The 21,559-nt window shown below is 72.7% G+C and carries 23 protein-coding genes; 8 read left to right on the top strand and 15 right to left on the bottom strand.

What is annotated here, in order from left to right; translation table 11 throughout:
• Window position 1: 1 nt before the first annotated feature.
• The 4 genes from mscL to BKE41_RS06040 form a co-directional block, all read right to left on the bottom strand.
• Window positions 2-421, bottom strand: coding sequence for a large conductance mechanosensitive channel protein MscL (mscL, locus tag BKE41_RS06055; protein WP_024830829.1), 420 nt, complete (start codon window positions 419-421; stop codon window positions 2-4).
• Window positions 422-481: 60 nt separating this feature from the next.
• Window positions 482-1,366, bottom strand: coding sequence for a phosphatidylcholine/phosphatidylserine synthase (locus BKE41_RS06050; protein WP_059408720.1), 885 nt, complete (start codon window positions 1,364-1,366; stop codon window positions 482-484).
• Between the two features lie 7 nt (window positions 1,367-1,373).
• Window positions 1,374-2,084 carry a phosphatidylserine decarboxylase gene (locus tag BKE41_RS06045; RefSeq protein ID WP_012318030.1) on the bottom strand — a complete coding sequence of 237 codons (711 nt, stop codon included), beginning with the start codon at window positions 2,082-2,084 and terminating at the stop codon, window positions 1,374-1,376.
• A 1,029-nt stretch (window positions 2,085-3,113) separates the two neighbouring features.
• Window positions 3,114-4,397 carry an RsmB/NOP family class I SAM-dependent RNA methyltransferase gene (locus BKE41_RS06040; protein WP_071000640.1) on the bottom strand — a complete coding sequence of 428 codons (1,284 nt, stop codon included), beginning with the start codon at window positions 4,395-4,397 and terminating at the stop codon, window positions 3,114-3,116.
• A gap of 152 nt (window positions 4,398-4,549) precedes the next feature.
• On the opposite strand from BKE41_RS06040, the gene BKE41_RS31965 reads away from it, so the two are divergent.
• Window positions 4,550-4,828, top strand: coding sequence for a DUF1674 domain-containing protein (locus BKE41_RS31965; RefSeq protein WP_053622271.1), 279 nt, complete (start codon window positions 4,550-4,552; stop codon window positions 4,826-4,828).
• Window positions 4,829-4,847: 19 nt separating this feature from the next.
• Here BKE41_RS31965 and BKE41_RS06030 read toward each other — a convergent pair whose 3' ends face one another.
• Complete coding sequence (locus BKE41_RS06030) at window positions 4,848-5,858, bottom strand: 2-keto-3-deoxygluconate permease (RefSeq protein WP_070998709.1); 1,011 nt, start codon at window positions 5,856-5,858, stop codon at window positions 4,848-4,850.
• 239 nt (window positions 5,859-6,097) lie between these two features.
• Between BKE41_RS06030 and BKE41_RS06025 the strand changes: the two genes are divergently transcribed.
• Complete coding sequence (locus BKE41_RS06025) at window positions 6,098-6,406, top strand: cupin domain-containing protein (RefSeq protein WP_012318026.1); 309 nt, start codon at window positions 6,098-6,100, stop codon at window positions 6,404-6,406.
• A 12-nt stretch (window positions 6,407-6,418) separates the two neighbouring features.
• On the opposite strand, the gene BKE41_RS06020 is transcribed toward BKE41_RS06025, so the two are convergent.
• Both BKE41_RS06020 and bluB read right to left on the bottom strand, forming a co-directional pair.
• On the bottom strand, window positions 6,419-6,928 hold the full coding sequence (locus BKE41_RS06020; protein WP_012318025.1) for a L,D-transpeptidase: 510 nt from the start codon (window positions 6,926-6,928) through the stop codon (window positions 6,419-6,421).
• Window positions 6,929-7,131: 203 nt separating this feature from the next.
• Window positions 7,132-7,770 (bottom strand): 5,6-dimethylbenzimidazole synthase, encoded by a 639-nt coding sequence (gene bluB / locus BKE41_RS06015; RefSeq protein WP_024830835.1) that lies wholly within the window; start codon window positions 7,768-7,770, stop codon window positions 7,132-7,134.
• A gap of 357 nt (window positions 7,771-8,127) precedes the next feature.
• On the opposite strand from bluB, the gene BKE41_RS06010 reads away from it, so the two are divergent.
• On the top strand, window positions 8,128-8,502 hold the full coding sequence (locus BKE41_RS06010) for a DUF2794 domain-containing protein (protein ID WP_012318023.1): 375 nt from the start codon (window positions 8,128-8,130) through the stop codon (window positions 8,500-8,502).
• A 63-nt stretch (window positions 8,503-8,565) separates the two neighbouring features.
• Here BKE41_RS06010 and BKE41_RS06005 read toward each other — a convergent pair whose 3' ends face one another.
• From BKE41_RS06005 to BKE41_RS05995, 3 genes are all read right to left on the bottom strand, one after another.
• The gene (locus BKE41_RS06005; RefSeq protein WP_070998707.1) at window positions 8,566-9,459 is read right to left on the bottom strand and encodes a dihydrodipicolinate synthase family protein; all 894 of its coding nucleotides are present in this window, start codon (window positions 9,457-9,459) and stop codon (window positions 8,566-8,568) included.
• Window positions 9,460-9,554: 95 nt separating this feature from the next.
• Entirely contained in the window at window positions 9,555-10,325 is a 771-nt protein-coding gene (locus BKE41_RS06000) for a Bax inhibitor-1/YccA family protein (RefSeq protein ID WP_012318021.1), read from the bottom strand.
• A gap of 434 nt (window positions 10,326-10,759) precedes the next feature.
• On the bottom strand, window positions 10,760-11,347 hold the full coding sequence (locus tag BKE41_RS05995) for a PAS domain-containing protein (RefSeq protein WP_029360557.1): 588 nt from the start codon (window positions 11,345-11,347) through the stop codon (window positions 10,760-10,762).
• 160 nt (window positions 11,348-11,507) lie between these two features.
• On the opposite strand from BKE41_RS05995, the gene BKE41_RS05990 reads away from it, so the two are divergent.
• Complete coding sequence (locus tag BKE41_RS05990) at window positions 11,508-11,822, top strand: hypothetical protein (RefSeq protein WP_012318019.1); 315 nt, start codon at window positions 11,508-11,510, stop codon at window positions 11,820-11,822.
• 354 nt (window positions 11,823-12,176) lie between these two features.
• Here the strand turns inward: BKE41_RS05990 and BKE41_RS05985 are convergent, their stop codons facing one another.
• Together BKE41_RS05985 and BKE41_RS05980 are read right to left on the bottom strand one after the other, a co-directional pair.
• On the bottom strand, window positions 12,177-14,753 hold the full coding sequence (locus tag BKE41_RS05985; protein ID WP_053622273.1) for an FtsX-like permease family protein: 2,577 nt from the start codon (window positions 14,751-14,753) through the stop codon (window positions 12,177-12,179).
• Window positions 14,753-15,436, bottom strand: coding sequence for an ABC transporter ATP-binding protein (locus BKE41_RS05980; protein WP_107088353.1), 684 nt, complete (start codon window positions 15,434-15,436; stop codon window positions 14,753-14,755). Before BKE41_RS05980 ends, BKE41_RS05985 begins: the two co-directional genes overlap by 1 nt.
• Before the next feature lie 207 nt (window positions 15,437-15,643).
• On the opposite strand from BKE41_RS05980, the gene BKE41_RS05975 reads away from it, so the two are divergent.
• Window positions 15,644-16,243 (top strand): arylesterase, encoded by a 600-nt coding sequence (locus BKE41_RS05975; RefSeq protein WP_059410012.1) that lies wholly within the window; start codon window positions 15,644-15,646, stop codon window positions 16,241-16,243.
• Window positions 16,243-16,782 (top strand): RNA 2',3'-cyclic phosphodiesterase, encoded by a 540-nt coding sequence (gene thpR / locus BKE41_RS05970; protein ID WP_070998706.1) that lies wholly within the window; start codon window positions 16,243-16,245, stop codon window positions 16,780-16,782. The genes BKE41_RS05975 and thpR overlap by 1 nt, the downstream gene beginning before the upstream one ends.
• 85 nt (window positions 16,783-16,867) lie before the next feature.
• Here thpR and coaA read toward each other — a convergent pair whose 3' ends face one another.
• The 3 genes from coaA to BKE41_RS05955 all read right to left on the bottom strand — a co-directional run bounded on the left by coaA (window position 16,868) and on the right by BKE41_RS05955 (window position 19,267).
• Window positions 16,868-17,857, bottom strand: a complete 990-nt coding sequence (coaA, locus tag BKE41_RS05965) for a type I pantothenate kinase (protein WP_012318014.1) — start codon at window positions 17,855-17,857, stop codon at window positions 16,868-16,870.
• Window positions 17,854-18,177, bottom strand: a complete 324-nt coding sequence (locus BKE41_RS05960) for a phosphoribosyl-ATP diphosphatase (RefSeq protein WP_024830843.1) — start codon at window positions 18,175-18,177, stop codon at window positions 17,854-17,856. The genes coaA and BKE41_RS05960 overlap by 4 nt, the downstream gene beginning before the upstream one ends.
• A gap of 142 nt (window positions 18,178-18,319) precedes the next feature.
• Window positions 18,320-19,267 carry an aspartate carbamoyltransferase catalytic subunit gene (locus tag BKE41_RS05955; RefSeq protein ID WP_041372515.1) on the bottom strand — a complete coding sequence of 316 codons (948 nt, stop codon included), beginning with the start codon at window positions 19,265-19,267 and terminating at the stop codon, window positions 18,320-18,322.
• Window positions 19,268-19,646: 379 nt separating this feature from the next.
• On the opposite strand from BKE41_RS05955, the gene BKE41_RS05950 reads away from it, so the two are divergent.
• Window positions 19,647-20,510, top strand: coding sequence for a cytochrome b/b6 domain-containing protein (locus BKE41_RS05950; protein WP_012318011.1), 864 nt, complete (start codon window positions 19,647-19,649; stop codon window positions 20,508-20,510).
• Window positions 20,507-21,466 (top strand): molybdopterin-dependent oxidoreductase, encoded by a 960-nt coding sequence (locus BKE41_RS05945; RefSeq protein ID WP_012318010.1) that lies wholly within the window; start codon window positions 20,507-20,509, stop codon window positions 21,464-21,466. Before BKE41_RS05950 ends, BKE41_RS05945 begins: the two co-directional genes overlap by 4 nt.
• The last annotated feature ends 93 nt before the right edge of the window (window positions 21,467-21,559 follow it).

The raw sequence follows: 21,559 nt of genomic DNA, 5'->3' as shown, positions 1-21,559 counted from the left end.
GTCAGACGCGCGGCTTCGTCGCCAGGATGTCGCGGATCTCGGAGAGGAGCTTCACGTCGGCCGGCACCTCGTCGGGCTTCTTGGTCTCGGCGAGCTGGAGACGGTTCATCGCCCGGATGACGAGGAACAGCACGAAGGCGACGATCGCGAAGTTCAGCGTCAGGGTCAGGAACTGGCCGTAACCGATGACGGCGCCCTGCTTCTTCGCGTCCACGTAGGGCAGGCCGGCCTGCACCTTCGACGACAGCGGGATGTAGTAGTTCGAGAAATCGAGCCCGCCCGTGATCGCGCCGATCACCGGCATGAAGATGTCCTGGACCGCCGAATTGACGATGGCCCCGAAGGCCGCGCCGATGATCACGCCGACCGCGAGATCGACCACATTCCCGCGCAGCGCGAACTTCTTGAATTCCTCGAGCATCGCCGAATCCCCCTCGCCGAACGCCGCCAAGGTAGGGGATCATCCCGCGACGGCCAGTGCCTAGTCCGGCTTCACCGCCGCGGCCCGCGCCTCCGCGGCGCTCTCGGGCTGCGCCTCGGCGCCGGCGGCGGACCGTTCCCCGGCCGGGGCGGCCAGCTCCGCCTTGAGCCGGCGGCGGTACTGGGCGGCGACCACCGGGATGGTCAGCAGGTAGCCGCCGCTCACCGCCACCAGCGCCTCGAACGGGTAGCTGATCAGGATGCCGAAGGCCGCGACGCCGAACAGGAAGATCGGCAGGACGAGGCTGCGCGGCACCCGCTTGCCCATGGTCTTGCCCGAGTAGGTCGGGACCGTGGAGACGACCAGCAGGGCGATGCACAGCACGTAGATCAGGACCGCCGGCGCCGCCCAGGTCTCGATGCCGAAGCCCAGGAAGTGCAGGTAGAGCGGCAGCATCGCGGTGAGCGCCCCCGCCGGGGCCGGCATGCCGACGAAGAAGTCCTTCTTCCATTCCGGCCGGTTCGGGTCGTCCAGCATCGCGTTGAAGCGGGCGAGGCGCAGCGCCATGGCGATGGCGAAGATCAGCGCCACGATCCAGCCCACCGACTTCAGGTGGAACAGCACGAAGCCGTAGAGGATGAGCGCCGGGGCGCAGCCGAAATTGACGAAGTCGGCGAGCGAGTCGAGCTCCGCGCCGAAGCGCGACGTCCCCTTGAGCAGCCGCGCCACCCGCCCGTCGATCCCGTCCAGCACGCCGGCCACCACCACGGCGATGACGGCGGGCTCGAACTTGCCCTCGAAGGCCAGCCGGATCGCCGTCAGCCCGAGGCAGAGCGCCATCAGGGTGATCATGTTGGGCGCGATCATCCGGAACGGCACCGGCTTGAACCGGCGCGGCCGCGGCTCGTTCGGGTCGGGCGCGAAGGGCGGGAAGAGATCGTCCATGGCCGCCTCAGATCCGCTTGAACAGCCGCTCCGGGCCGCCGCCGAGATCGGCCAGCACCGTCTCGCCGGCCACCGCCTTCTGGCCGAGGCCGACCAGCACGGTCGAGCCGGCCGGCAGATAGACGTCCACCCGCGAGCCGAAGCGGATCAGGCCGAACCGCTCGCCGACGCCGAGCACGTCGCCCGCCGAGACGAAGCCGACGATGCGCCGGGCCACGAGGCCGGCGATCTGCACCACGCCGACCCGCTTCGGCTGGCCCGCATGGGTCGTCTCGATGACCATGCCGTTGCGCTCGTTGTCGTCGCTGGCCTTGTCGAGCTCGGCGTTCAGGAACAGGCCCGGCGTGTAGTGGATCTGGCCGATCCGGCCGGCCACCGGCACACGGTTCACGTGGCAGTCGAACACGTTCATGAACACCGAGACCCGCAGGGTCGGCACCTGCGGCAGGTCGAGCTCGGGCGGCGGCAGCACGGTGGCGATGAGGTTCACGCGGCCGTCGGCGGGCGAGATCACGAGCCCGTCGGCCACCGGGGTGACGCGCTCCGGATCGCGGAAGAAGTAGCAGACCCAGAGGGTCAGGATCAGGAAGATCCAGCCGAAGAACTGGGAGAAGTAGCCCGCCAGCACCGTCAGCACGATGCCGATCAGGATGAAGGGGTAGCCCTCCTTGTGGATCGGCACGAGCGTCCGGCGGATCGTCTCGATCAGGTCGGTCATGGGGTCAATGGACTCGAGAGGGGCGCGGGCGGGGACGACGGGCGGGCGGACGTGTCGGACCGGCGGATGGCAGTCCGCCGGGCCGCCGTCAACTTTCCAGGGGTCGCGGGGCGGCGCGGGCCGCCGCGCCCGCTGCCGCCGGGTGCCGCTCAGGCGCCGATTCGGGGGCGAGAACCCGCCGGCTTGCGGACACGCGTGATCGTCCCCGCGCGCGCCTGGGCGCCGGGGGCATGGCCCGGGAGACCACACGAGGGACGCGGGACGCCGCGGGAACCCAGGTGTCGGCCAAGTACGCGCGGGATCCGATCCCCGCGGCGCCCCGCGGCACCGGCCGGGCATGGTCCCCGGCCGCTGCCGTCTTTCTCGTCGCGGCGTCTCCGACGTCCCGGTCCTGCGACTCCCCGTTAGCGGTCTCGGGCGAGGTGCGCGCACGCCGTGCCCGCAACCCCCGGAACCCGCATCGGCGCCGTGGCCTTCCAGCCGTCCCCCGCCTCGTCGTGGGCGGGTCCGCAGGTCGCTCAGGGTCAGCCCAGAGGCGGGTCGGCGCGGGGGCATTTCCTCCCCCGCCGGGCAGAGTGCCGCCCGGTCTCACGCCCGCGTCCGAGGCACGCCCCGCACCGGTCCGCCGCCCGGGGCGATGGCGGCTGAGAGCCACCGACGCGGGCGCCGCCCCGTCCCCGGACCAGACCGGTCAGCCACCGGGCAGGCCCCCGAAGGACGCCCCGGAATCGCTGCCGAGGCGCCGCGGACAGGTGCGGTCAGGAAGCACAAAATAGGAACATTGTCAAGGTCGGAGCGCAGTTGGACGTCTCGACGCGCGGGGGCGAGCGCGGGTCCCCTCTCCCGTGCAGGAGAGGGACAGGGTGAGGGATCAGGTCTGTCCGGACGTGGCTCGACGCGGACGCGCGGTGATGGTCCGCCCGATCCGGAAACGTCTTGTCCCTCACCCCAGCCCTCTCCCGCACGGGAGAGGGGGCACGGTGCGGGTCTGGGTTCCGGGCTCGGGTGCGACCCCCGGTCCGCCCCCGGTCAGTCCGCCCGCCGGAGGCGGCTCGCGAAGAAGCCGTCGAGGCCGCCGCGGGCGCCGGGGATCTCCGGCAGGTGGCACGGCAGGGTCCGCAGGTCGCCGCAGTCGTCGATCAGCGCCGCGGCGCCGCCGACCTCGTCGGGCCGGACCGGGACGCGCGCGTAGCCGGGCTCGCGGGCCAGGAAGGCCGCCACCTGCGCCTCGCCCTCCTCCGGCTCCAGCGAGCAGGTGCAGTAGACGAGGAGGCCGCCCGGCCGCACCAGCGCGGCCGTGTGGTCGAGGAGCCTGGCCTGGAGCGCGGCGAGCCGGCCGATATCGGCTTCCGCCTTGGTCCAGGCGACGTCGGGATGGCGCCGGATCGTCCCGGTGGCCGAGCACGGCGCGTCGAGCAGCACCGCGTCGTGGTCCTGCGGCTCCAGGGCGAGGACGTCGGCGACCACGACGTCGACGGCGAAGCCGAGCCGCGCGACGTTCTCGCGCAGGCGCTCCAGCCGCGGCGCGGACCGGTCGACCGCGGTGACCCGGGCGCCGGTGGCGGCGAGCTGCAGGGTCTTGCCACCGGGCGCCGCGCAGAGGTCGAGGACGCGGGTGCCTTCCCGGGGTCCCAGGAGGCGGGCCGGCAGCGCCGCGGCGGCGTCCTGGACCCACCACGCTCCCTCCTGGAAGCCCGGCAGGTCGGGGATGGCCGGGCCGTTCTCCGGCAGGCGCAGGGAGCCGGTCGGCAGGGTCGCGGCGCCGAGCCGCGCGGCCCAGTCGCCGGCGTCGCCCCGCGGGGTCAGGTCGATGGCGGCCCCCGCGAGATGGGCGCGGGCGATCGCGGCCGCGCGCTCGGGCCCGTAGGCCGCGACCCATCGGCGGGCGAGCCAGTCCGGGGTGTTGACCGCCAGGGCGTCGGCGTCCGCGGCCAGGATCGCGTCCCGCTCGCGGGCGACCCGGCGCAGGACGGCGTTGACGAGCCCGGCGAGATGGGCCGTGCGGGTATCCGCCTTGGCGAGCCGCACGGCGAGGTCGACGGCGGCGTGGTCGGGGACCGCGAGGTCGAGGATCTGGGCGGTCGCGGTGGCGAGCAGGGCCGTGAGCTGCGGCTTGGCCGCGGGGAGCCCGCGCTCGAGCCGCGCGGCCAGGGCTGCCCGGATCAGCCCGTAGCGACGGAAGGTCGCCACCGCGATGGCCCGCGCCAGCCCGGCATCGGCCGGCGCCAGCGCCTCGGCGCGGATCGCCTGGGCGAGGGCGTCGTCGAGGGCGGGGGGGCGCTCCTGGCCGATCAGGGACGCGACCGCCTGCATCGCCGCGCGGCGCGCGGCCAGTCCCGCGATGTCCGGACCGGTTCCGCCCGGTGCCGCTGCGTTCCGCGTGTTGCGGCCTGTGTCCCGCGATGCCACTTCTGCTCCAGATCCGACGTCTTCCGGACCCACGCCCTCACACCCGAGCGAGCGCGATGCAAGAGCCGACCGCAAGAGACCTGCACCGACAAGACCTGCACCGACAGGACCCGCACCGACAGGACCCGACCGAGGAGGCCGGAGCCGGCGCCGCGCCGCCCCGTATCCTCAGCCCGGCGGCCCAGCGCGCCCTGGCCGAGGCCGCCGAGCGCCGCGCGGCGATCGACGCCCGGGCCGCCGAGATCGGCGCCAAGCCCGAGCGCCAGGGGCGCGGCGGCCTGGAGCCGGTCCGCTACGACGACTGGGAGGTGAAGGGCCTCGCGGTCGACTTCTGAGGGACCTGTCGCGGGGTGCCTACTCGGCCGGGACCGCCAGCGGCGCGCCGGCCTCGTCCTCGGTCCGGGCCTCCGCGACGCCCGCCCCGAACCGCCGGTACCAGAGCCCGGTCAGGATCGGCACGAGGATCGAGGTGACGATGATGCAGATCGTCACCAGCACGGTGGCGGGCTGCGCCGACGGGGCGAATTGCGGGGCGACGGCGGCGATCGCCAGCGGGTTGGAGGCGGCGGCCCCGGCCGTCGAGGAGGCCGCCAGCCCCGCCGTGCCGGTCCCGCCCCCGATCGCCCGGTCGGCCAGGATCAGCGGGATGCCGGTCAGGACGATCACCGCCAGCGCCAGCACGATGCCGAGCCCCGCGAGCGGCGAGAGCAGGTTGTTGAGGTCGACCGTGTTCCCGAGCGCGAAGGCGAAGAACGGGATCATCAGCTGGCCGCCCGGGGCGAACAGGGCGCGGAGCTTCGGGTCGAGGTTGCCGAGGGCGAAGCCGACGAGGAAGGGCAGCACCGCGCCCACGAAGATCTGCGGCTCGAAATGCGCCGCCCCGGAGGCCCCCAGGATGATCATGCTCATCAGCGGACCGGACTCGATCGAGGTCAGGATGAAGGCGCCGGCCTCCTCGCGGCTGCCGTAGGTCTGCATCAGCGAGGCGTAGAGGCCGCCATTGGTCATATCCATCGCGCAGACGATCGCCAGGATCGACAGGCCGGCGAAGAAGCCGGTCCGGATCCCCTCGGGCGGGATGAACAGCCCGGCCACCAGCACGATCGCCCAGGCAGCCACGAGCTTGGTCGCCACCAGCGTGCCGGACTTGCGCAGCACCGTGCCGGTCGCCTTGAGGCTGACCGAGGCGCCCATGCAGAAGAACCAGACCGCCAGGATCGGGATCACGCCGGTCATGATCCCCTGCGTGAAGCCCTTGAAATAGGCTGGGGCGCCCGGCGCGAAGGTCTTGCACAGGGCTCCGAGCAGGAGCGGCACCAGCATCAGGCCGCCGGGAATCCTGTCGATCGCCGCCTTGATCTGCATGGCGCGTCCCTCCCGATCCGGGTCGTCCGCCGACGCGCCGGACCCGAACGGGCTCGCGGGCGCCGTGCCGGCCCGCGCCTCTGTCGGGCGCCTCTCGGACCGGTGCGTCATCCTGTCGGGGCGCGGCGCGGGCCGTCAAGCGGCGCCCCGGCGCGGGGCTTGCCGAACGTGTCGCGCTGTCGGGCGCGGAACGTCGGGCGCCGGGCCCCGTTGGGCAGGTTCACCCGAGGGAGGCCAAGATGGCGACGACAGTATCGGCCCGAAGCGCGGTCGCGGGACCGCACGGCGAGATCCCCCTCGCCCGCGGCGAGCGGCTCGGCATGCGCATGTGGCGGGCCGAGGAGCCCAACGCCGACAAGCCGATGACCACCTCGGCGCACGAGACGGTCGGCTACGTCGTCAGCGGCCGGGCCGAGCTCGTGCTGGAGGGCGAGACCGTGGCGCTCGCGCCGGGCGACTCCTACTGCGTGCCGGCCGGCGCCGCGCACACCTACCGGATCCTGGAGACCTTCACGGCCGTCGAGGCGACCGCCCCGCCGGCCGCGTGAGCCCCGCCCGCCTCAGTGGGTCATGTAGACCTGCGTGCCGACATCGACCCGCGCGTAGAGGTCGACCACGTCCTGGTTGTACATCCGGATGCAGCCGTAGGACGCGTAGGTGCCCACCGAGCTCGGCCGGTTGGTGCCGTGGATCGCGTACTCGCCGCCCGCGAGCGTCATCGCCGCCGCCCCCATGGGATTGTGCGGCGAGCCGCCCGCGATGAGGTTCGGCAGGCGCGGGTTGTCGCGCTTCACCTCCGCGGGGGGCGACCAGGCGGGGGCGACGTACTTGCCGTCGATCGGCTTGATGCCGAACCACTGCTTGCCGGGACGGCCCACCGCCACGGGATAGCGGATCGCCGTGCCGTCGCCGTTCACCAGGTAGAGCTTGCGCTGCGACACGCTGATCACCACCGAGCCCGGCGCGACGCCGTTCGCGAAGGGGACGATCTCGCGCGCCTGCGCAGCCTGGAAACAACCGGCCAGCATCGCGCCGGCCAAACCGAATAGAGCCGCCACCCGACCCGACATCACCGCGATCCTCGCAAAGCTAGACTTGACGCGGGCAAGTAATCCCCGGCCGAGCTTACCGTTCCGAGAAAAGCTATGGTTGATGCGGCGTCATACTGCGGATCCGCGGGCCACGGTAAAAGAGCAACCACGATCCAGGGTGTACGGGCGGTTGCCGGGCAGCCGGGCCGCCCTGCGGGTCCCGGAGCGCGCCCGAGCGCGTCTCAGCGCTCGTGGAGCTCGCTGCCGCGCCGGTCCTCCGGCTGCCAGCCGTGGCGCTCCAGCTCCGGGTCGAGATGCTCCTCCACCGGGTACCCGACGCAGAGATAGGCCACGAGCCGCCACGTCTCCGGCACGGCCAGGATCCCCGTGACCGCTTCCGGCTCCAGGATCGAGACCCAGCCGACGCCGAGTCCGCGGGCCCGGGCGGCGAGCCAGAAGCACTGCACCGCCCCCACCACCGAGTAGGCCAGGGTCTCGGGCATGCTGGCCCGGCCGAGGCCGAGGCCGGTCTCGGTGGCCGCGTCGCAGAAGGCGGCCAGGTGGACCGGCGCCTCCCGCAGGCCGGCGAGCTTCAGCCCGCGGTACTGCGCGGCCCGGTCCGCCGCGTAGCCGGCGGCCGCGGCGGCGTTGCAGCCGGCGAAGTTCTCCGCGACCGCCCGGCGCCGTCCCGGATCCGCGACGCGCACGAAGCGCCAGGGCCGGCTGTTGCCGACCGAGGGGGCGTGGTGGGCCGCCGCGAGGCAGGCGCGCAGGGCGGCCTCGTCGACCGGATCCGTCCGGAAGCGGCGCACGTCGCGGCGCCACGCGAACAGCGCGTCGAGGTCGTGCAGGAAGGCGGCGTCGAAGGCGGGCGGGCCCATGGTGCGGCTGGCATAGCCGCAACTCCGGCCCGACGGGAAACAGAAAAAAGGCCGCCCGAGGGGCGGCCTGAAGTCTTGGGTCTCGAAACCTCGGAGTGCCGGATCCTGGGATCCCGAGCGGCGACCGATGGCTGGGGAGCTGGGTGTCGGTCGCCGACCGGGCAGAACCCGGCGAGGTTCGACGCCTGTTGTCGCGCTGCAACGCGGCCTGCAAAAGGCGTGAATCGGGCCAAACCGTGTTTTTTGTCGCTTGGGCGTGTCTCGCGGGACACGCCTGCCGCCGCCCCGGCCGCGACCCTTGCGGGCCGCGGCGGCGAGGCCCATCATCCGGTAAAGCATCGATGCACGGGAGCCGTGATGACCGAGAGGACGAGCGCCGGGTCGAGGCCCGACGAAGCGGCGGGCCATGTCATTCCCTTCCCCGCCCGCGCGGCCCCTCCGCAGATCGCCTTCAACCGGGACGAGCTCCGCACGATCTTCAATCTCTACGGCCGGCAGGTCGCCGCGGGCGAGTGGCGCGACTACGCCCTCGATTTCCGCCGGGACAAGGCGGTGTTCTCGATCTACCGCCGCTCCTCCGAGATGCCGCTGTACCGGATCGAGAAGGATCCCCGGCTCGCCCGTCGCCAGGGGGCCTACGCGGTCGTCGCCGCGAGCGGCCAGATCCTGAAGCGCGGCACCGAACTCGCCCGGGTGCTCGCCGTGCTGGAGCCGGCGCCGACGGCGGTCTGACCGCGCGCGCAGGCAGGCTCCGGGTGACGCGCGGGCCCGGAACGTCCGGCGCGACGCGGCCGCTCAGGCCAGGGACAGGCTCCGGACCGTCGCGGCGATCTCGGCCACCGCCTCCGGCGCGAGGGGCCGGATCGGCCGCGGCGGTTCGGCGTGGCACAGGCCCATGAGATCGGCCAGGGCGTAGACCACCCGCAGGCTCGAGTGCGTCCGGAACAGCGTCCAGAGGGGCTCCAGCTCCGCGTCGAGGGCGCGGGCCCGCTCCGCCTCGCCCGCCGCGACGGCCCGGACGATCGCCAAGCAGGTCCGGGGGAACAGCCCGCCCGCCACGCTGAACCACGCCGCGCCGCCGGCGATCAGCGCCTCGGTCACGTTCCAGTCGCCGCTGAAGCCGACGGGGAACCCCGCCGGGACGGCCTGCCGCAGGGCCGCGACGCCGGACGCGGCCTGCGCCGGCTCCGGCGCCGCGCACTTGGCGGCCACGATACCGGGGCGGCGGGCGATCCGGCCGATCAGCGCCGGCGTGAAGCGGAAATGCGTGGTCGCGGGGTTGTCGTAGAGGACGAGGGGCAGGCCGCCCGCCTCCGCCACGGCGGCGAAATGCGCCTCGACCTCGGCCTCGGTGAGCGGCGTGTAGGAGACGGGGGCGAGGAGCCCGGCATCCGCGCCGGCCGCCCGCGCGTCCTGCGCGAGGCGGACGGCCTCGTCGGTGCGCAGGGCGCCGATGCCGACGAGGAGCGGCACCCGTCCGCCCACGGTCTCGGCGGCGATCGTCACCGCCCGGCGCCGCTCCTCCCGGCTCAGATACGCGTAGGTCCCGGTGCTGCCGAGCAGGCCGATCGAGTCGACCCCGGCGGCCGCCAGGGGCTCCAGCAGCCGGCGCAGCGCGCCGGCGTCGACGCGGCCGTCGGCGTCGCTCGGGGTGATCGGGAAGGCGGAGAGTCCGGAGATCGCGGGCATGGCCCGAGCCTAGCGCGTCCGCGCACGGGGGCCAGGCAAAAAGAGACCCCGGCGGTCGCCCGCCGGGGTCTCCACGTCTCGCCGTTCGGGCTGGCTCAGCGGCGGTCGCCGATCAGGCTCAGCAGGAACTGGAACATGTTGATGAAGTCGAGATAGAGCGTCAGGGCGCCGTTCACCGACATCTTGGCCGCCATCTCGCCGTCGAAGCCGCCGTAGAGATACATCTCCTTGAGCTTCTGGGTGTCGTAGGCGGTCAGCCCCGCGAAGATCAGCACGCCCAGCACCGAGATGGCGAACTGGAGGGCCGACGAGGCGAAGAAGATGTTCACCAGCGACGCGAGGATGATGCCGATCAGGCCCATCATCAGGAACGAGCCCATGCCGGAGAGGCTGCGCCGGGTGGTGTAGCCCCAGAGGCTGAGCGAGCCGAAGGCCGCCGCCGTGATGAAGAACACCTGCACCACGCTGCCCCCGGTGAACACCAGGAGAAGCGAGGACAGAGAGGCGCCCATCACCGCCGCGAAGGCCCAGAACATCGTCCGCGCGGAGGAGGCCGACATCCGGTCCATCCGCATGGAGAAGACGAAGATGAACGCCAGCGGGGCGAGCATCAGGACCCACTTCAGCGGGCTGAGGTAGAGGGTCTGACCGAACGGGGTCAGGATCGGGCGGGTGCCCTGGTAGGCCGCCACGGAGGCCATGTTCAGGCCGAGCGCGACGAGACCCGAGATGCCAAGCCCGACGACCATGTTGTTGTAGACGCCGAGCATGAAGGTGCGCAGGCCCTGGTCGACTTCGACCTGGGTGCCGGCGTAGCCGGTCGGCTGCTGGGCGCCGTACCGGAAGGGGCTGTTCTCGAATGCCATGGGAGTTTCCTTGCGGAGGCTCTCTCAGCGTGGTGTTCGGGCGAGGCCCACGCAGGACCTCTGGCGCCAGGCTGGCGCCTCGCTGTGGAATATGTTGCGCCCGCCGCCGCGACACAAGTCCCCGGCCACGGTTCCGGGACCGCTTTTCCGTGTCCGGTTGATGTATTTTTGTCCATCCGGGCCGGGATTAAAATGCATTCCGCTCCGTCGCCGGATTATTCGACTGACGGTTGCCGCCATCCAGGCGTTTCGACGCCCCTGCGCGAAGTCTTAACGGCTTCCTTATGCCACGTGCGCCCGCGCGCGTGCCGATTTCTCCGGTGCGGACCGCCGCGGCGCGGCGAGTTCGAGCCTGCGCGGGCGACCCGCGGCCGCCGAGAACCGGTCTCCGGCGCGCGGAATCTGGCGGAGGCTGGCTTGTCCGGAGGGGCGGCTCAGTGCGTCATCCGGCGGGCGAGGGTGCGGCCCAGACCCAGCAGCATCAGGTCTGCGGCGGCCCGCACCTCGGCGGGCATGTCGTCGGTGAGCGTCTCCTTGAGCGCGACGGCGAGGGCGGCCGCCCGCTCCAGCGGGTCTCCGCCCGCCATGGGCTTGCCGACCACGTAGCGGTCGCCGCCGTCGCGGATCTCCGTGATGTCCATCAGGATGCCGTGCGAGCGCTGCGGCTGGCCGTCCCCGTTCCGGTGGGTCCGCCCGCGGCTCAGGAGCCAGCGCACGGAGCCGTCCGCCGTGAACACGCGGTACTCGGCCAGGACCAGACCGCTGGACCAGACGGCCCGGAGCATGTGGTCCATCAGCCACGTCATGTCCTCGGGGTGCACCGCGGCCAGGGCCATCGGTCCGTTGATCGGACGGTCGGCGAGGCCGGGATTGCCGGTCAGCAGCCGGGCCGCGCCCGCGTCGTAGACGACCACGCCGCGGACGTGGTCCCACTCCCAGGCTCCGACGACGCACGAGGCGTCGAGGGCCGCGCGGAGACGGTCGGCGTTCTCCGCGGTGCCGTCGATGACGTTGATGCGCATTCTGGGCGCCCCCCCTGACCGGCCGAAGCTCGAATGTCCAGCTCCGTACCGATCTTGCTGCAGAATGACAAAGAGTTCACTTGCGAATATTCCTTCAGCAGGGCACCCCTTGTCACGGTTGGGAAATTATCCTCCGTCGCGAGTGATTCGAGGGACCGCCATGGATGAGAACGGGCTCGAATTTCTACGCACGATTGCCGACAGGAAGACGGAATCCTCCGCCGCGCGCGCGCTGAACAGGATTGCGCAGTCCCTCGATTTGCCGGTCGAGGCGTTCTACGAGTCCGAGCGCCGCGGACCTGCGGACCGGCTGACGGTCGAGCGGGAGACGGAGCGGCTGCTGACGCTGGTCGGGGCCCACCTGCGCCGCCTCGACCCGGGCGCGCGCAGGCGTTTCGGCGAGGCGGTCCTCGCCCTGGTCGGCCCCGAATCGGCGGAGGACTGCGCGCGGACCGCCGAGCGCGACGATCCGTGAGCGCCGCGCCCGACGGCGGGACGCCCCTCCCCTGCGGACCGAGGGCACCGACTCCCGGCCGGACCGCCGTCGACCGGGCCGCCGTCGACCGGGCGCTGTCCGCCGCGACGATCGAGGGCCCGCGTCCCGCGCACACGGACGAGGCGCGGTTCATCGCGCTCCATCGCGCTCCGCGGCCCCGATCGCGGCCTTCGCCGGATACGGAGCGGCTGCGGCGCCCGCAAGACCGGCCCGCGGCTGGACGGCGAGGCCTGTCGCGTCGTGCCGGCGCTCCGCGCGGCGCCGGCGCTCCGGACGCGCGGCGGTGATCCTCGGGTCCGGCACCGAGGCCGGGCCCGCGCGCGCCGGCGCGCGTCAGATCTGCCGGAGATACGGCGCGGGCTTCTGCCCCAGGATCCGCCACGTGCCGGCGAGCCCGAGGAGGATCGCCAGCGCCACGGCGGCCACGGCCGCGACCAGCGCGCCCGAGAGGTCGAGGCGGAAGTCGAGGTGCATGACCTTGGCGACGATCACCCAGCCGGCGAGCGACCCGGCCAGCAGGCCGAACAGGGCCGTGGCGAGCCCCAGCGCGGCGTATTCGAGGGCGTAGGCGGTGAGCAGCCGCGCCCGGCTCGCGCCCAGCACCTTCAGCACGACGGCGTCGTAGAGCCGCGCCCGGTGCCCGGCCGCGATGGCGCCCGCCAGCACGAACAGGCTCGCCAGGACCGCCACCGCGCTCGCCCCGCGGATCGCCAGGACCAGCCGGCCGACGAGGTCCCCGATCGCGTCCAGCGCGTCCTTCACCCGGACGGCGCTCACCGACGGGAAGGTCTTCGCGACGTCGCGCAGGACGCGGTTCTCGGCGGCCGCGTCGGTGCCGCCGGGCAGCGTCAGCGTGGCGAGGTCCGAGTGCGGCGCGCCGCGGAAGGTGCCCGGCGAGAACACCATCACGAAGTTGATGCCGAGGTTGCGCCACTCCACCCGGCGCAGGTTGAAGATCGTCGCGGTGAGGTCGCGGCCGAGCACGTTGACCGTCACGGTGTCGCCGAGCTTCAGCCCGAGCTGGCGGGCGAGGTCGGCCTCGAAGGAGACCAGAGGCTTCGCGCCCTGCTCGGCGCTCCACCACGCACCCTCGGTGAGGCTGGAGCCGTCCGGCACCGTGTCGGCGTAGGTGATGCCCCGGTCGCCGTCGAGCACCCAGGCGGCGTCCTCCGGGGGCCGGATCTTGCTCGCCGGCACGCCGTTCAGGGCGACGATCCGGCCGCGCATCATCGGCACGTCCTCGATCTTCCCGCTGGGGGCCGCGCGGGCCAGGAACTCCCGGAACTGGGCGGCGTCCCGCGAGGGGATATCCAGGAAGAAGAGATTGGGCGCCCGCGCCGGCAGGGTCGCGCTGATCGTGCGGCGGACGTTGGCGTCGATCAGGCTGAGCGTCACGAGGAGCGTCACGCCGAGGCCGAGCGACAGCACGATGGCCGGCGTCAGCGCGCCGGGCCGGTGGAGGTTGGCGAGCGCCATCCGGGGCGCCGGCCAGCGCGGGTGCGGCATGCGGCGGGCGAGCGCCATCAGCCCGAGCGCCACCAGATGGAGCAGCCCGAACGCGATGGCGGCGGCCGCGATGAAGATCAGCGCCACGCGCCGGTCGAAGGCGGTCGCCACCGACAGGCCGACCAGGGCCGCGAGGCTGGCGGCGAGCCAGATCCGGTAGCGCCAGCGCGGGCTGACGCGCGCGGGGTCGACCGTGTCGCGGAACAGGCCGGAGACCGGCACGTCGTGGGCGCGGCCGAGCGGCGTGATCGCGAAGGCGAAGGCGGTGATCAGCCCGTAGGCGGCGGCGAGCGCGAGCTCGCCCGGGGCGAGCGTCGGGTTCAGCGGCAGCGGCAGGTCGGCGGCGAACAGGGCGTCGAGCAGGAAGGGCAGGCTCGCGCCGATGACGAGGCCGATCAGGGTGCCGAGGCCGGCGATGAGCATCACCTGCGTCAGGTAGAGGGCGACCACCTGCGAGCCCGGCGCGCCGACGCTCTTGAGGGTCGCGATCGAGGGCCGCTTGCGCTCCACGAAGGCGTGGACGGCGTTGCCGACCCCGACGCCGCCGACGATCAGCGCGGTCAGCCCGACCAGGGTCAGGAACTGGGTGAAGCGCTCGATGCTCTTGGCGAAGCGCGGGTCGGCGTTGGTCCGCGAGCGGATCTCCCAGCCGGCCTCCGGGGTCGCGGCGCGGATCCGGGCCTGCGCGGCGTCGAGATCGGCGTCCGGCGTGCCGGGCGGGAGGATGAGGCGGTAGCTCCAGCGGTTGAGGCTGCCGGGCTGGACGAGGCCGGTGGCGCGGAGCGTCGGTTCGGAGACCATCAGCCGCGGCCCGAAGCCGATGCCGCCGGCGATCTTGTCGGGCTCGGACACGATGGTGCCGCGGATCGCCACGGCGTGCCCGGCGAGCCCGATCCGGTCGCCGACCTTGACGTCGAGGCGGGTGAGCAGCGCCGGGTCGGCGAGCGCCCCCGGCACCCCGTCGCGCTCCGCCAGCAGGTCGGCGAGGCGGCCCGGCGGGTCGGTCGCGAGGTCGCCCGCGGCCGGGTAGGTGGCGGGGTCGACGGCCTTCAGCTCGACCAGGGCCGCGTCGCCGCCCGGCGCCACCGCCATGGCCCGCAGGGAGGCGACCACGTCGAGGCGGCCCTCCCGCGCGAGGGCCTGCTTCTCCGCGTCGGTCGCCTCGCGGTTGATGAGGTTGAAGGCGAGGTCGCCGCCGAGGATGCGCCGGCCCTCCCGGCCGAGCCCGTCCGAGAGCGAGCGCGAGATCGAGGCCACCCCCGCGATGGCCATGACGCCCAGCGCGATGCAGGCGAGGAACACCGCGAAGCCGTTGAGCCCGGCCCGCAACTCGCGCAGCGCGAGGCGCAGGGTCAGCGGGATCCGGCGGGGCGCGGGGTCGGGACGGGCGATCGTGCCGTGCATCAGGCCGCCACCGCCTCCTCGATCCGCCCCGAGCGCAGGCGCACGGTGCGGTCGCACAGGCGGGCGAGGCCGTTGTCGTGGGTGACCAGCACCAGCGTCGCGCCGCGGTCCCGCTTCAGCCGGAACAGCAGGTCGACGATCTGGCGGCCGGTGGCCTCGTCGAGGTTGCCGGTGGGCTCGTCGGCCACCAGGATCGCCGGGTCCGGGGCGACCGCCCGGGCGATGGCGACGCGCTGCTGCTCGCCGCCCGAGAGCTGCGCCGGGTAATGGTGCAGCCGGTGGCCGAGGCCGACCGCCTCCAGCTCGGCGCGGGCGCGCTCCAGGGCGCCTTGCCGGTCGGCGAGTTCCAGCGGCAGCGCCACGTTCTCCAGCGCCGTCATGGTCGGCACGAGGTGGAAGGCCTGGAACACGATGCCGATCCGCCGGCCGCGGAACCGGGCGAGGGCGTCCTCGTCCAGCCGGACGAGGTCGGTGTCCTCGATGACGACGCCGCCGGAATCCGGCCGCTCCAGCCCGGCCATGACCATCAGCAGCGTCGACTTGCCGGAGCCGGACGGGCCGACGAGGCCGACCGCCTCGCCCCGGTCGACGGTCAGCGAGATGCCGCGCAGGACGTGGACGCGGGCGGCGCCTCGGCCGAGGCTGAGGTCGATGTTCGACAGCGCGATCGCGGGCTCGCGCAGCACCTTGCCTTGGCTCACCGGTGAGCCGATCTGTGGGCGATGACGAGCATGGCGCGCGAGGTCCTCACGTGGGGTCGATCCTGGCTGTACCGGCCGCGGGTGCACCGCGATATGGGTCCCGCATTGGGGCCACGCCATGACGGGCGCGGTGTGTTCCGGCGCACGGCCCTGTATGCCGCAGCGCTAGCGCTCCTGATGGTCCCTTTCATGACAGTTTCGCGGGCCGCCCCGGGCGGCCCGATCAAGCTCGTCGCCCTCGGCGACAGCCTGACCGCCGGCTACCGCCTCCCCGCCGACGCCGCTTTCCCCACCGTGCTGGAGCGCCTGCTCAAGGCCAGGGGCCAGGACGTGACGGTGGCCAACGCCGGCGTGTCCGGCGACACCGCCACGGGCGGCCTCGACCGGGTCGACTGGTCGGTCCCGGACGGGACCGCCGGCGTGATCCTCGAGCTCGGCGCCAACGACATGCTGCGCGGCACCGACCCGAAGGTCACCGAGGGCGCGCTGGCGGCGATCATCGAGCGGCTGAAGGCGCGGGGCATCCCGGTCCTGCTCGCCGGCATGCAGGCCGCGCCCAATCTCGGGCCCGACTACAAGGCGCGGTTCGACGCGATCTACCCGGCGCTCGCCGAGCGCTACGGCCTGACCCTCTACCCGTTCTTCCTCGACGGCATCATCGGCGACCGGGCGCAGCACCTCGACGACATGATCCACCCGAACCGGCAGGGCGTGGAGACCATCGCGGCCCGCATGGCGCCCACGGTCGAGGCGTTCCTGGACCGAATCCGCCAGCAGCCGGTGCGCTGATGCCGCGCCTGTTCACCGGGCTCGCCGTGCCGGCGGAGATCGCCGAGGCGCTCAAGGTCTACCAGGGCGGCTTGCCCGGCGCCCGCTGGATCGAGCCGGGCGATTTCCACGTCACCCTGCGCTTCCTCGGCGACGTGGAGGCGACCGTGGCCGACGACGTCGTCGAGGCCCTGTCGGAGATGCGGGCGCGCCCGGCCCTGACGGTGACGCTCGACGGACTCGGCATCTTCGGCGGCGACAGGCCCCGGGCGCTCTACGCGTCGGTGGTGCCGGAGGCGGGGCTGATGGATCTCCAGGCCGAGCAGGAGCGGCTCGTGCGCCGCGCCGGGGTCGAGCCGGAACGGCGGAAATTCACCCCGCACGTGACCCTGGCCCGGCTGCGGCGCGACGCCACGCCGGAGGCGACCGCGATGTACCTGTCGCAGGCGCCGGTCTTCGCGCCGCTGACTTACACGTTGGACCGGGTGACGCTGTTCTCGGCGCGGGACTCGACCGGCGGTGGTCCGTATGTGGCGGAGGCGGAATTTCCATTCGCGTGAGCGGGCTGCTCCCACCCGCGCCCTCATCCTGAGGTGCCGGAGCGGAGGCCTCGAAGGAGGGTGCGGTCTGGAGCCCCGAACCGGCCTACAGCCGCCGCAAAGCCACGCTCTCGATCCGGTGGCTCGCGCCCTTGGTGAGGATCAGGCTCGCCCGCTGGCGCGTCGGGACGATGTTCTCGCGCAGGTTCGGCAGGTTGATGGTCGTCCAGAGCCGGTCGGCGATGTCGAGCGCCTCGGTCTCGGGGATCCCGGCGTATTTCCGGAAGTAGGAGCGCGGATCGCGGAACGCCGTCTGGCGCAGCTTCATGAAGCGCGTGACGTACCAGCGGTGCAGGTCGTCCTCGTGGCCGTCGAGATAGATCGAGAAGTCGAAGAAGTCGGACACGAACGGGATCGCGGTCCCGTCCCGCGGCAGCCGCGCCGGCTGGAGCACGTTCAGGCCCTCGACGATCAGGATGTCGGGGCTCTCCACCACCCGCTCCTCCCCGGGCACCCGGTCGTAGACGAGGTGCGAGTAGAGCGGCGCGGTCACGCGCTTGTGGCCGGCCTTCACGTCGTGGAGGAAGCGCAGCAGCGCGGCGGTGTCGTAGCTCTCCGGGAAACCCTTCCGCTCCATCAGCCCGTTGGCGGCGAGTTCGGCGTTGGGCAGCAGGAACCCGTCGGTGGTGACGAGGTCGACCTTCGGGGTGTTGGGCCAGCGCGCCAGCAGGGCGGTCAGGATGCGGGCGGTCGTCGACTTGCCCACCGCCACCGAGCCGGCGAGCCCGATGATGTAGGGCGCCTTGGTCTCGCGCTCGGCCAGCAGGAAGCGCTGCGTCGCCTTGAACAGCCCCTGCGTCGCCGCGACGTAGAGGGCGAGCAGGCGGGACAGCGGCAGGTAGATCGCCTCCACCTCCTCCAGCGAGATCGGGTCGTTGATCGATTGCAGCCGCTCGAGATCCTCCTGCTTGAGGGTCAGCGGCGTGTCGGCGCGGAGCTGCGCCCATTCCTCGCGGCTGAAGCGGCGATACGGCGAGAGCCGGTCCGACGCTTCGAGGATCGCCTCGACCGAGCCCGGCAGCGCGGCCGCGTTCACGCGGGGCGCCTCGCGGCCTTCTCGGCGATGCCGCTCTGGGCGGTGCGGCGCTCCAGCTCGGCCATGACGGCGTCGAGCTCGACGCCGCCGGCCCGGAGCAGCACGACGAGGTGGTAGAGCACGTCGGCGGCCTCGTTCCGCAGCCCGGTCTTGTCGCCCTGCACGGCCGCGATCGCCGCCTCCACCGCCTCCTCGCCGAGCTTCTTGGCCGCCTTGGCGGGTCCCTCGGACAGGAGCTTGGCCGTGTAGGAGGTGGCCGGATCGGTCCCGGCGCGGCTCGCCACGAGGGCGGCGAGGTCGGCGAGCGTGTAGGCGGTCATGAAGCGATCTGCATGTTACGACGGCCCCTTATACGGATCAGGGCCGGATTTCGGCAGGAAACTGCGCTACGGCCGCCCCGCGGGCAAGCGGGGCGGGTGAAGGCCGCCCGGCTTTGTCCGGGGTTCACCCGTTGTCGCGGCCTCACCCGTTCGGCAGGTGCCGCGCCAGCGCCTCCAGCACGGCCATGCGGACGGCCACGCCCATCTCGACCTGCTCGCGGATCAGCGACTGCGCGCCGTCGGCGATCTCGGAGGAGATCTCGACGCCGCGGTTCATCGGGCCCGGATGCATCACCAGGGCGTCGGGCTTGGCGAGCGCCAGCTTCTCGCCGTCGAGGCCGAAGTACCGGAAATACTCCTTCACCGAGGGCACGAACGAGCCGTTCATGCGCTCCCGCTGGAGGCGCAGCATCATCACGATGTCGCAGCCGACGAGGCCCCTGCGCATGTCGGTGAAGGTCTCGACGCCGAAGCGCTCGATGCCGGCGGGCAGCAGCGTCGAGGGCGCGATCAGGCGGACCCGCGCGCCCATCGCCTGCAGCAGGATGATGTTGGAGCGCGCCACCCGCGAGTGCAGGACGTCGCCGCAGATCGCCACCTGCAGCCCCTCGATCCGGCCCTTGTTGCGGCGGATGGTGAGCGCGTCGAGGAGCGCCTGGGTCGGGTGCTCGTGGGCGCCGTCGCCGGCATTGACCACCGCGCAATCGACCTTGCGGGCGAGCAGGTGCACCGCGCCGGCCGATTCGTGGCGGACCACGATGATGTCGGGCCGCATGGCGTTGAGCGTCGCGGCGGTGTCGATCAGGGTCTCGCCCTTCTTCACCGAGGACGAGGCCACCGACATGTTCATGACGTCGGCGCCGAGTCGCTTCCCGGCGAGCTCGAAGGACGATTGCGTCCGGGTCGAGGGCTCGAAGAACAGGTTGATCTGCGTGCGGCCCCGCAGGGTCGTGCGCTTCTTCTCCACCTGCCGCGAGATGTCGACGGCGGATTCGGCGGCGTCGAGCAGCACCTCGATATCGGGCCGGGTCAGGCCCTCGATGCCGAGGAGGTGCCGGTGCGGGAAGGCCGGGGGCGGAGGCGTCGTCATGATGAGGCCCGGGTGTAGGTGCGGCGCGCCCGGCGGGCAAGGCTGTGTCGCGGACATCTCGGTTCTATCCGCGGCGTGGGCTCCGTCCCGGAAGGGCTGCGGGTGACAGGCGGGTGACAGGGTTGTGAGGCCCCGGCAGGCTCGACCGGCGGCGGGCGGAAGCGCGGGTCCCTCTCCCGCAGGGGGAAGGAACGCTCGCGCTCCGCCATCGACCGCGCGCCCCCACGGGCGCAGCCGTGTCCCGAGGGGAGGCTTAAGGGGCGGCTGCGGCCTTTTTTCCGGCGGATGGTAACCGGACGCCCCTGCGCCACGTATTCGCCCGAACGGTCGGGTTCCAGACGATTCCCGGCCTCGCGATGCTTGTCCGGGACCGTGAAGCTTGGCCGCCTCCCCTGCCCTCGAAGCCCCCGAGACCGTCGACCGGCAGGGGCGCCGCTGGTTCTACCGCCACCCGCTGGTTATCCGGCTGGCCCACTGGATCAACGCCGCCGTCCTGCTGGTGCTGCTGATGAGCGGCCTGCAGATCTTCAACGCGCATCCGGCGCTCTACTGGGGCGCGACCTCGACCTTCGACACTCCGGCGCTCGCCATCACCAGCGAGCAGGGCCGCGACGGCACGGCCCGCGGCGTCGTGACGGTCGGTTCCCACACCCTCGACACCACCGGCGTGCTCGGCCTGTCGAAGGAGTACGGCACCGAGGTGGAGCGCGCCTTCCCGTCCTGGGCGACGCTGCCGGCCAACCAGGACCTCGCCACGGGACGGCGCTGGCACTTCCTGTTCGCGTGGCTCCTCGTGATCAACGGCGCAGTCTACCTCCTCTACGGCCTGTTCAGCGGCCAGCTCCGCCGGCGCCTGATCCCGGACGGCGACCAGATCCGCGACTTCGGCGGCTCGGTGAAGGAGCACCTGCTCCTGCGCTTCCCCGAGGGCACCGAGGCCAAGCGCTACAACGTCATCCAGAAGCTGACCTACCTCGTCCTCGTGCTCGGCCTGCTGCCCGCGATGGTGCTCGCCGGCCTCGCCATGTCGCCCGGGATGGACGCCGCGTGGCCCTGGCTCACCGAGCTGTTCGGCGGCCGGCAATCGGCGCGCAGCGTCCACTTCATCGCCGCCGGGCTGATCGTGCTGTTCGTGGTGGTCCACGTGCTGCTCGTGATCGTGTCCGGGCTCGTCAACAACATGCGCGGCATGATCACCGGCTGGTTCAGCCTCGGCCGTCCCGAGAAGGAGCCCGCCCGATGATCCTCCACCGCCGCAAGCTCCTCACCGCGGGCGCGGGCCTGATGGGCACCGCCCTCCTCGGCGGCTGCGACCGGTTCGCCGGGAGCGAGACGGGGCGGCGCACCCTCCAGGTCGGCGAGGACGCGAACCAGTACGTCCAGCGCCTGCTGATGTCGCCCGCGACCCTGGCCCGGGAATTTCCGGCCTCGATGATCTCGCCCTGGTTCAAGCCGAACGGCACCATCGACCCGCCGGACCGCGCCTACCGGGCGCTGGCGGCGCAGAAGTTCTCGGACTTCAGGCTGACGGTGGACGGGCTGGTCCAGACCCCGCTGTCGCTGAGCCTCGCGGACCTGCGCGCCCTGCCCGCGCGCACCCAGATCACCCGTCACGATTGCGTGGAGGGCTGGAGCTGCATCGGGCAGTGGAGCGGCGTGCCGCTCGCCGAGGTGCTGAAGAAGGCCGGGCTGAAGCCGCAGGCGCGCTTCGCGGTGTTCCACTGTGCCGACACGCTGGAGTTCGAGGCCGGTCCCAAGGGCGGCGGCAAGGGGCGCGATCAGGGAGCGTCCCTCTGGCGCCCGACCCATCCGGGCGCGGTGCGCGCGGCCTATATCCGGCTCGCCGCCGCAGACGACTGGGGCGGCCCGGCCACCGCCACCGACGCCCCCAAGGACGATTGGGGCCAGGGCAGCCCGGCCCCGGAGCCCGAGCCGGCCGGGATCCCGATCCGCTACTACGAGAGCATCGACCTCTACGACGCCGTCAACCCGCAGACGATCCTGGCCTACGACCTCAACGGCAAGCCGCTGCCGGTCTCGAACGGCGCGCCGCTCCGCCTGCGGGTCGAGCGCCAGCTCGGCTACAAGCAGGCCAAGTACGTGATGCGGGTCGAGATGGTGGAATCGCTCGCCGGGATCGGCCAGGGCAGCGGCGGCTACTGGGAGGATCGCGGCTACGAATGGTACGCGGGGATCTGAGTCGCCGGCTCGGCCGAACGCCCCCGCCATTTGACATCCCGCCGCCCGTGACCCACTTGTCCCCGGCGCGCGGCCCCGGCCCGACGGCGGGCA

The organism is Methylobacterium sp. C1, from assembly GCF_001854385.1.
Taxonomy (GTDB): Bacteria; Pseudomonadota; Alphaproteobacteria; order Rhizobiales; family Beijerinckiaceae; genus Methylobacterium; species Methylobacterium radiotolerans.
This window is presented reverse-complemented; position numbering and strand designations above follow the sequence as displayed.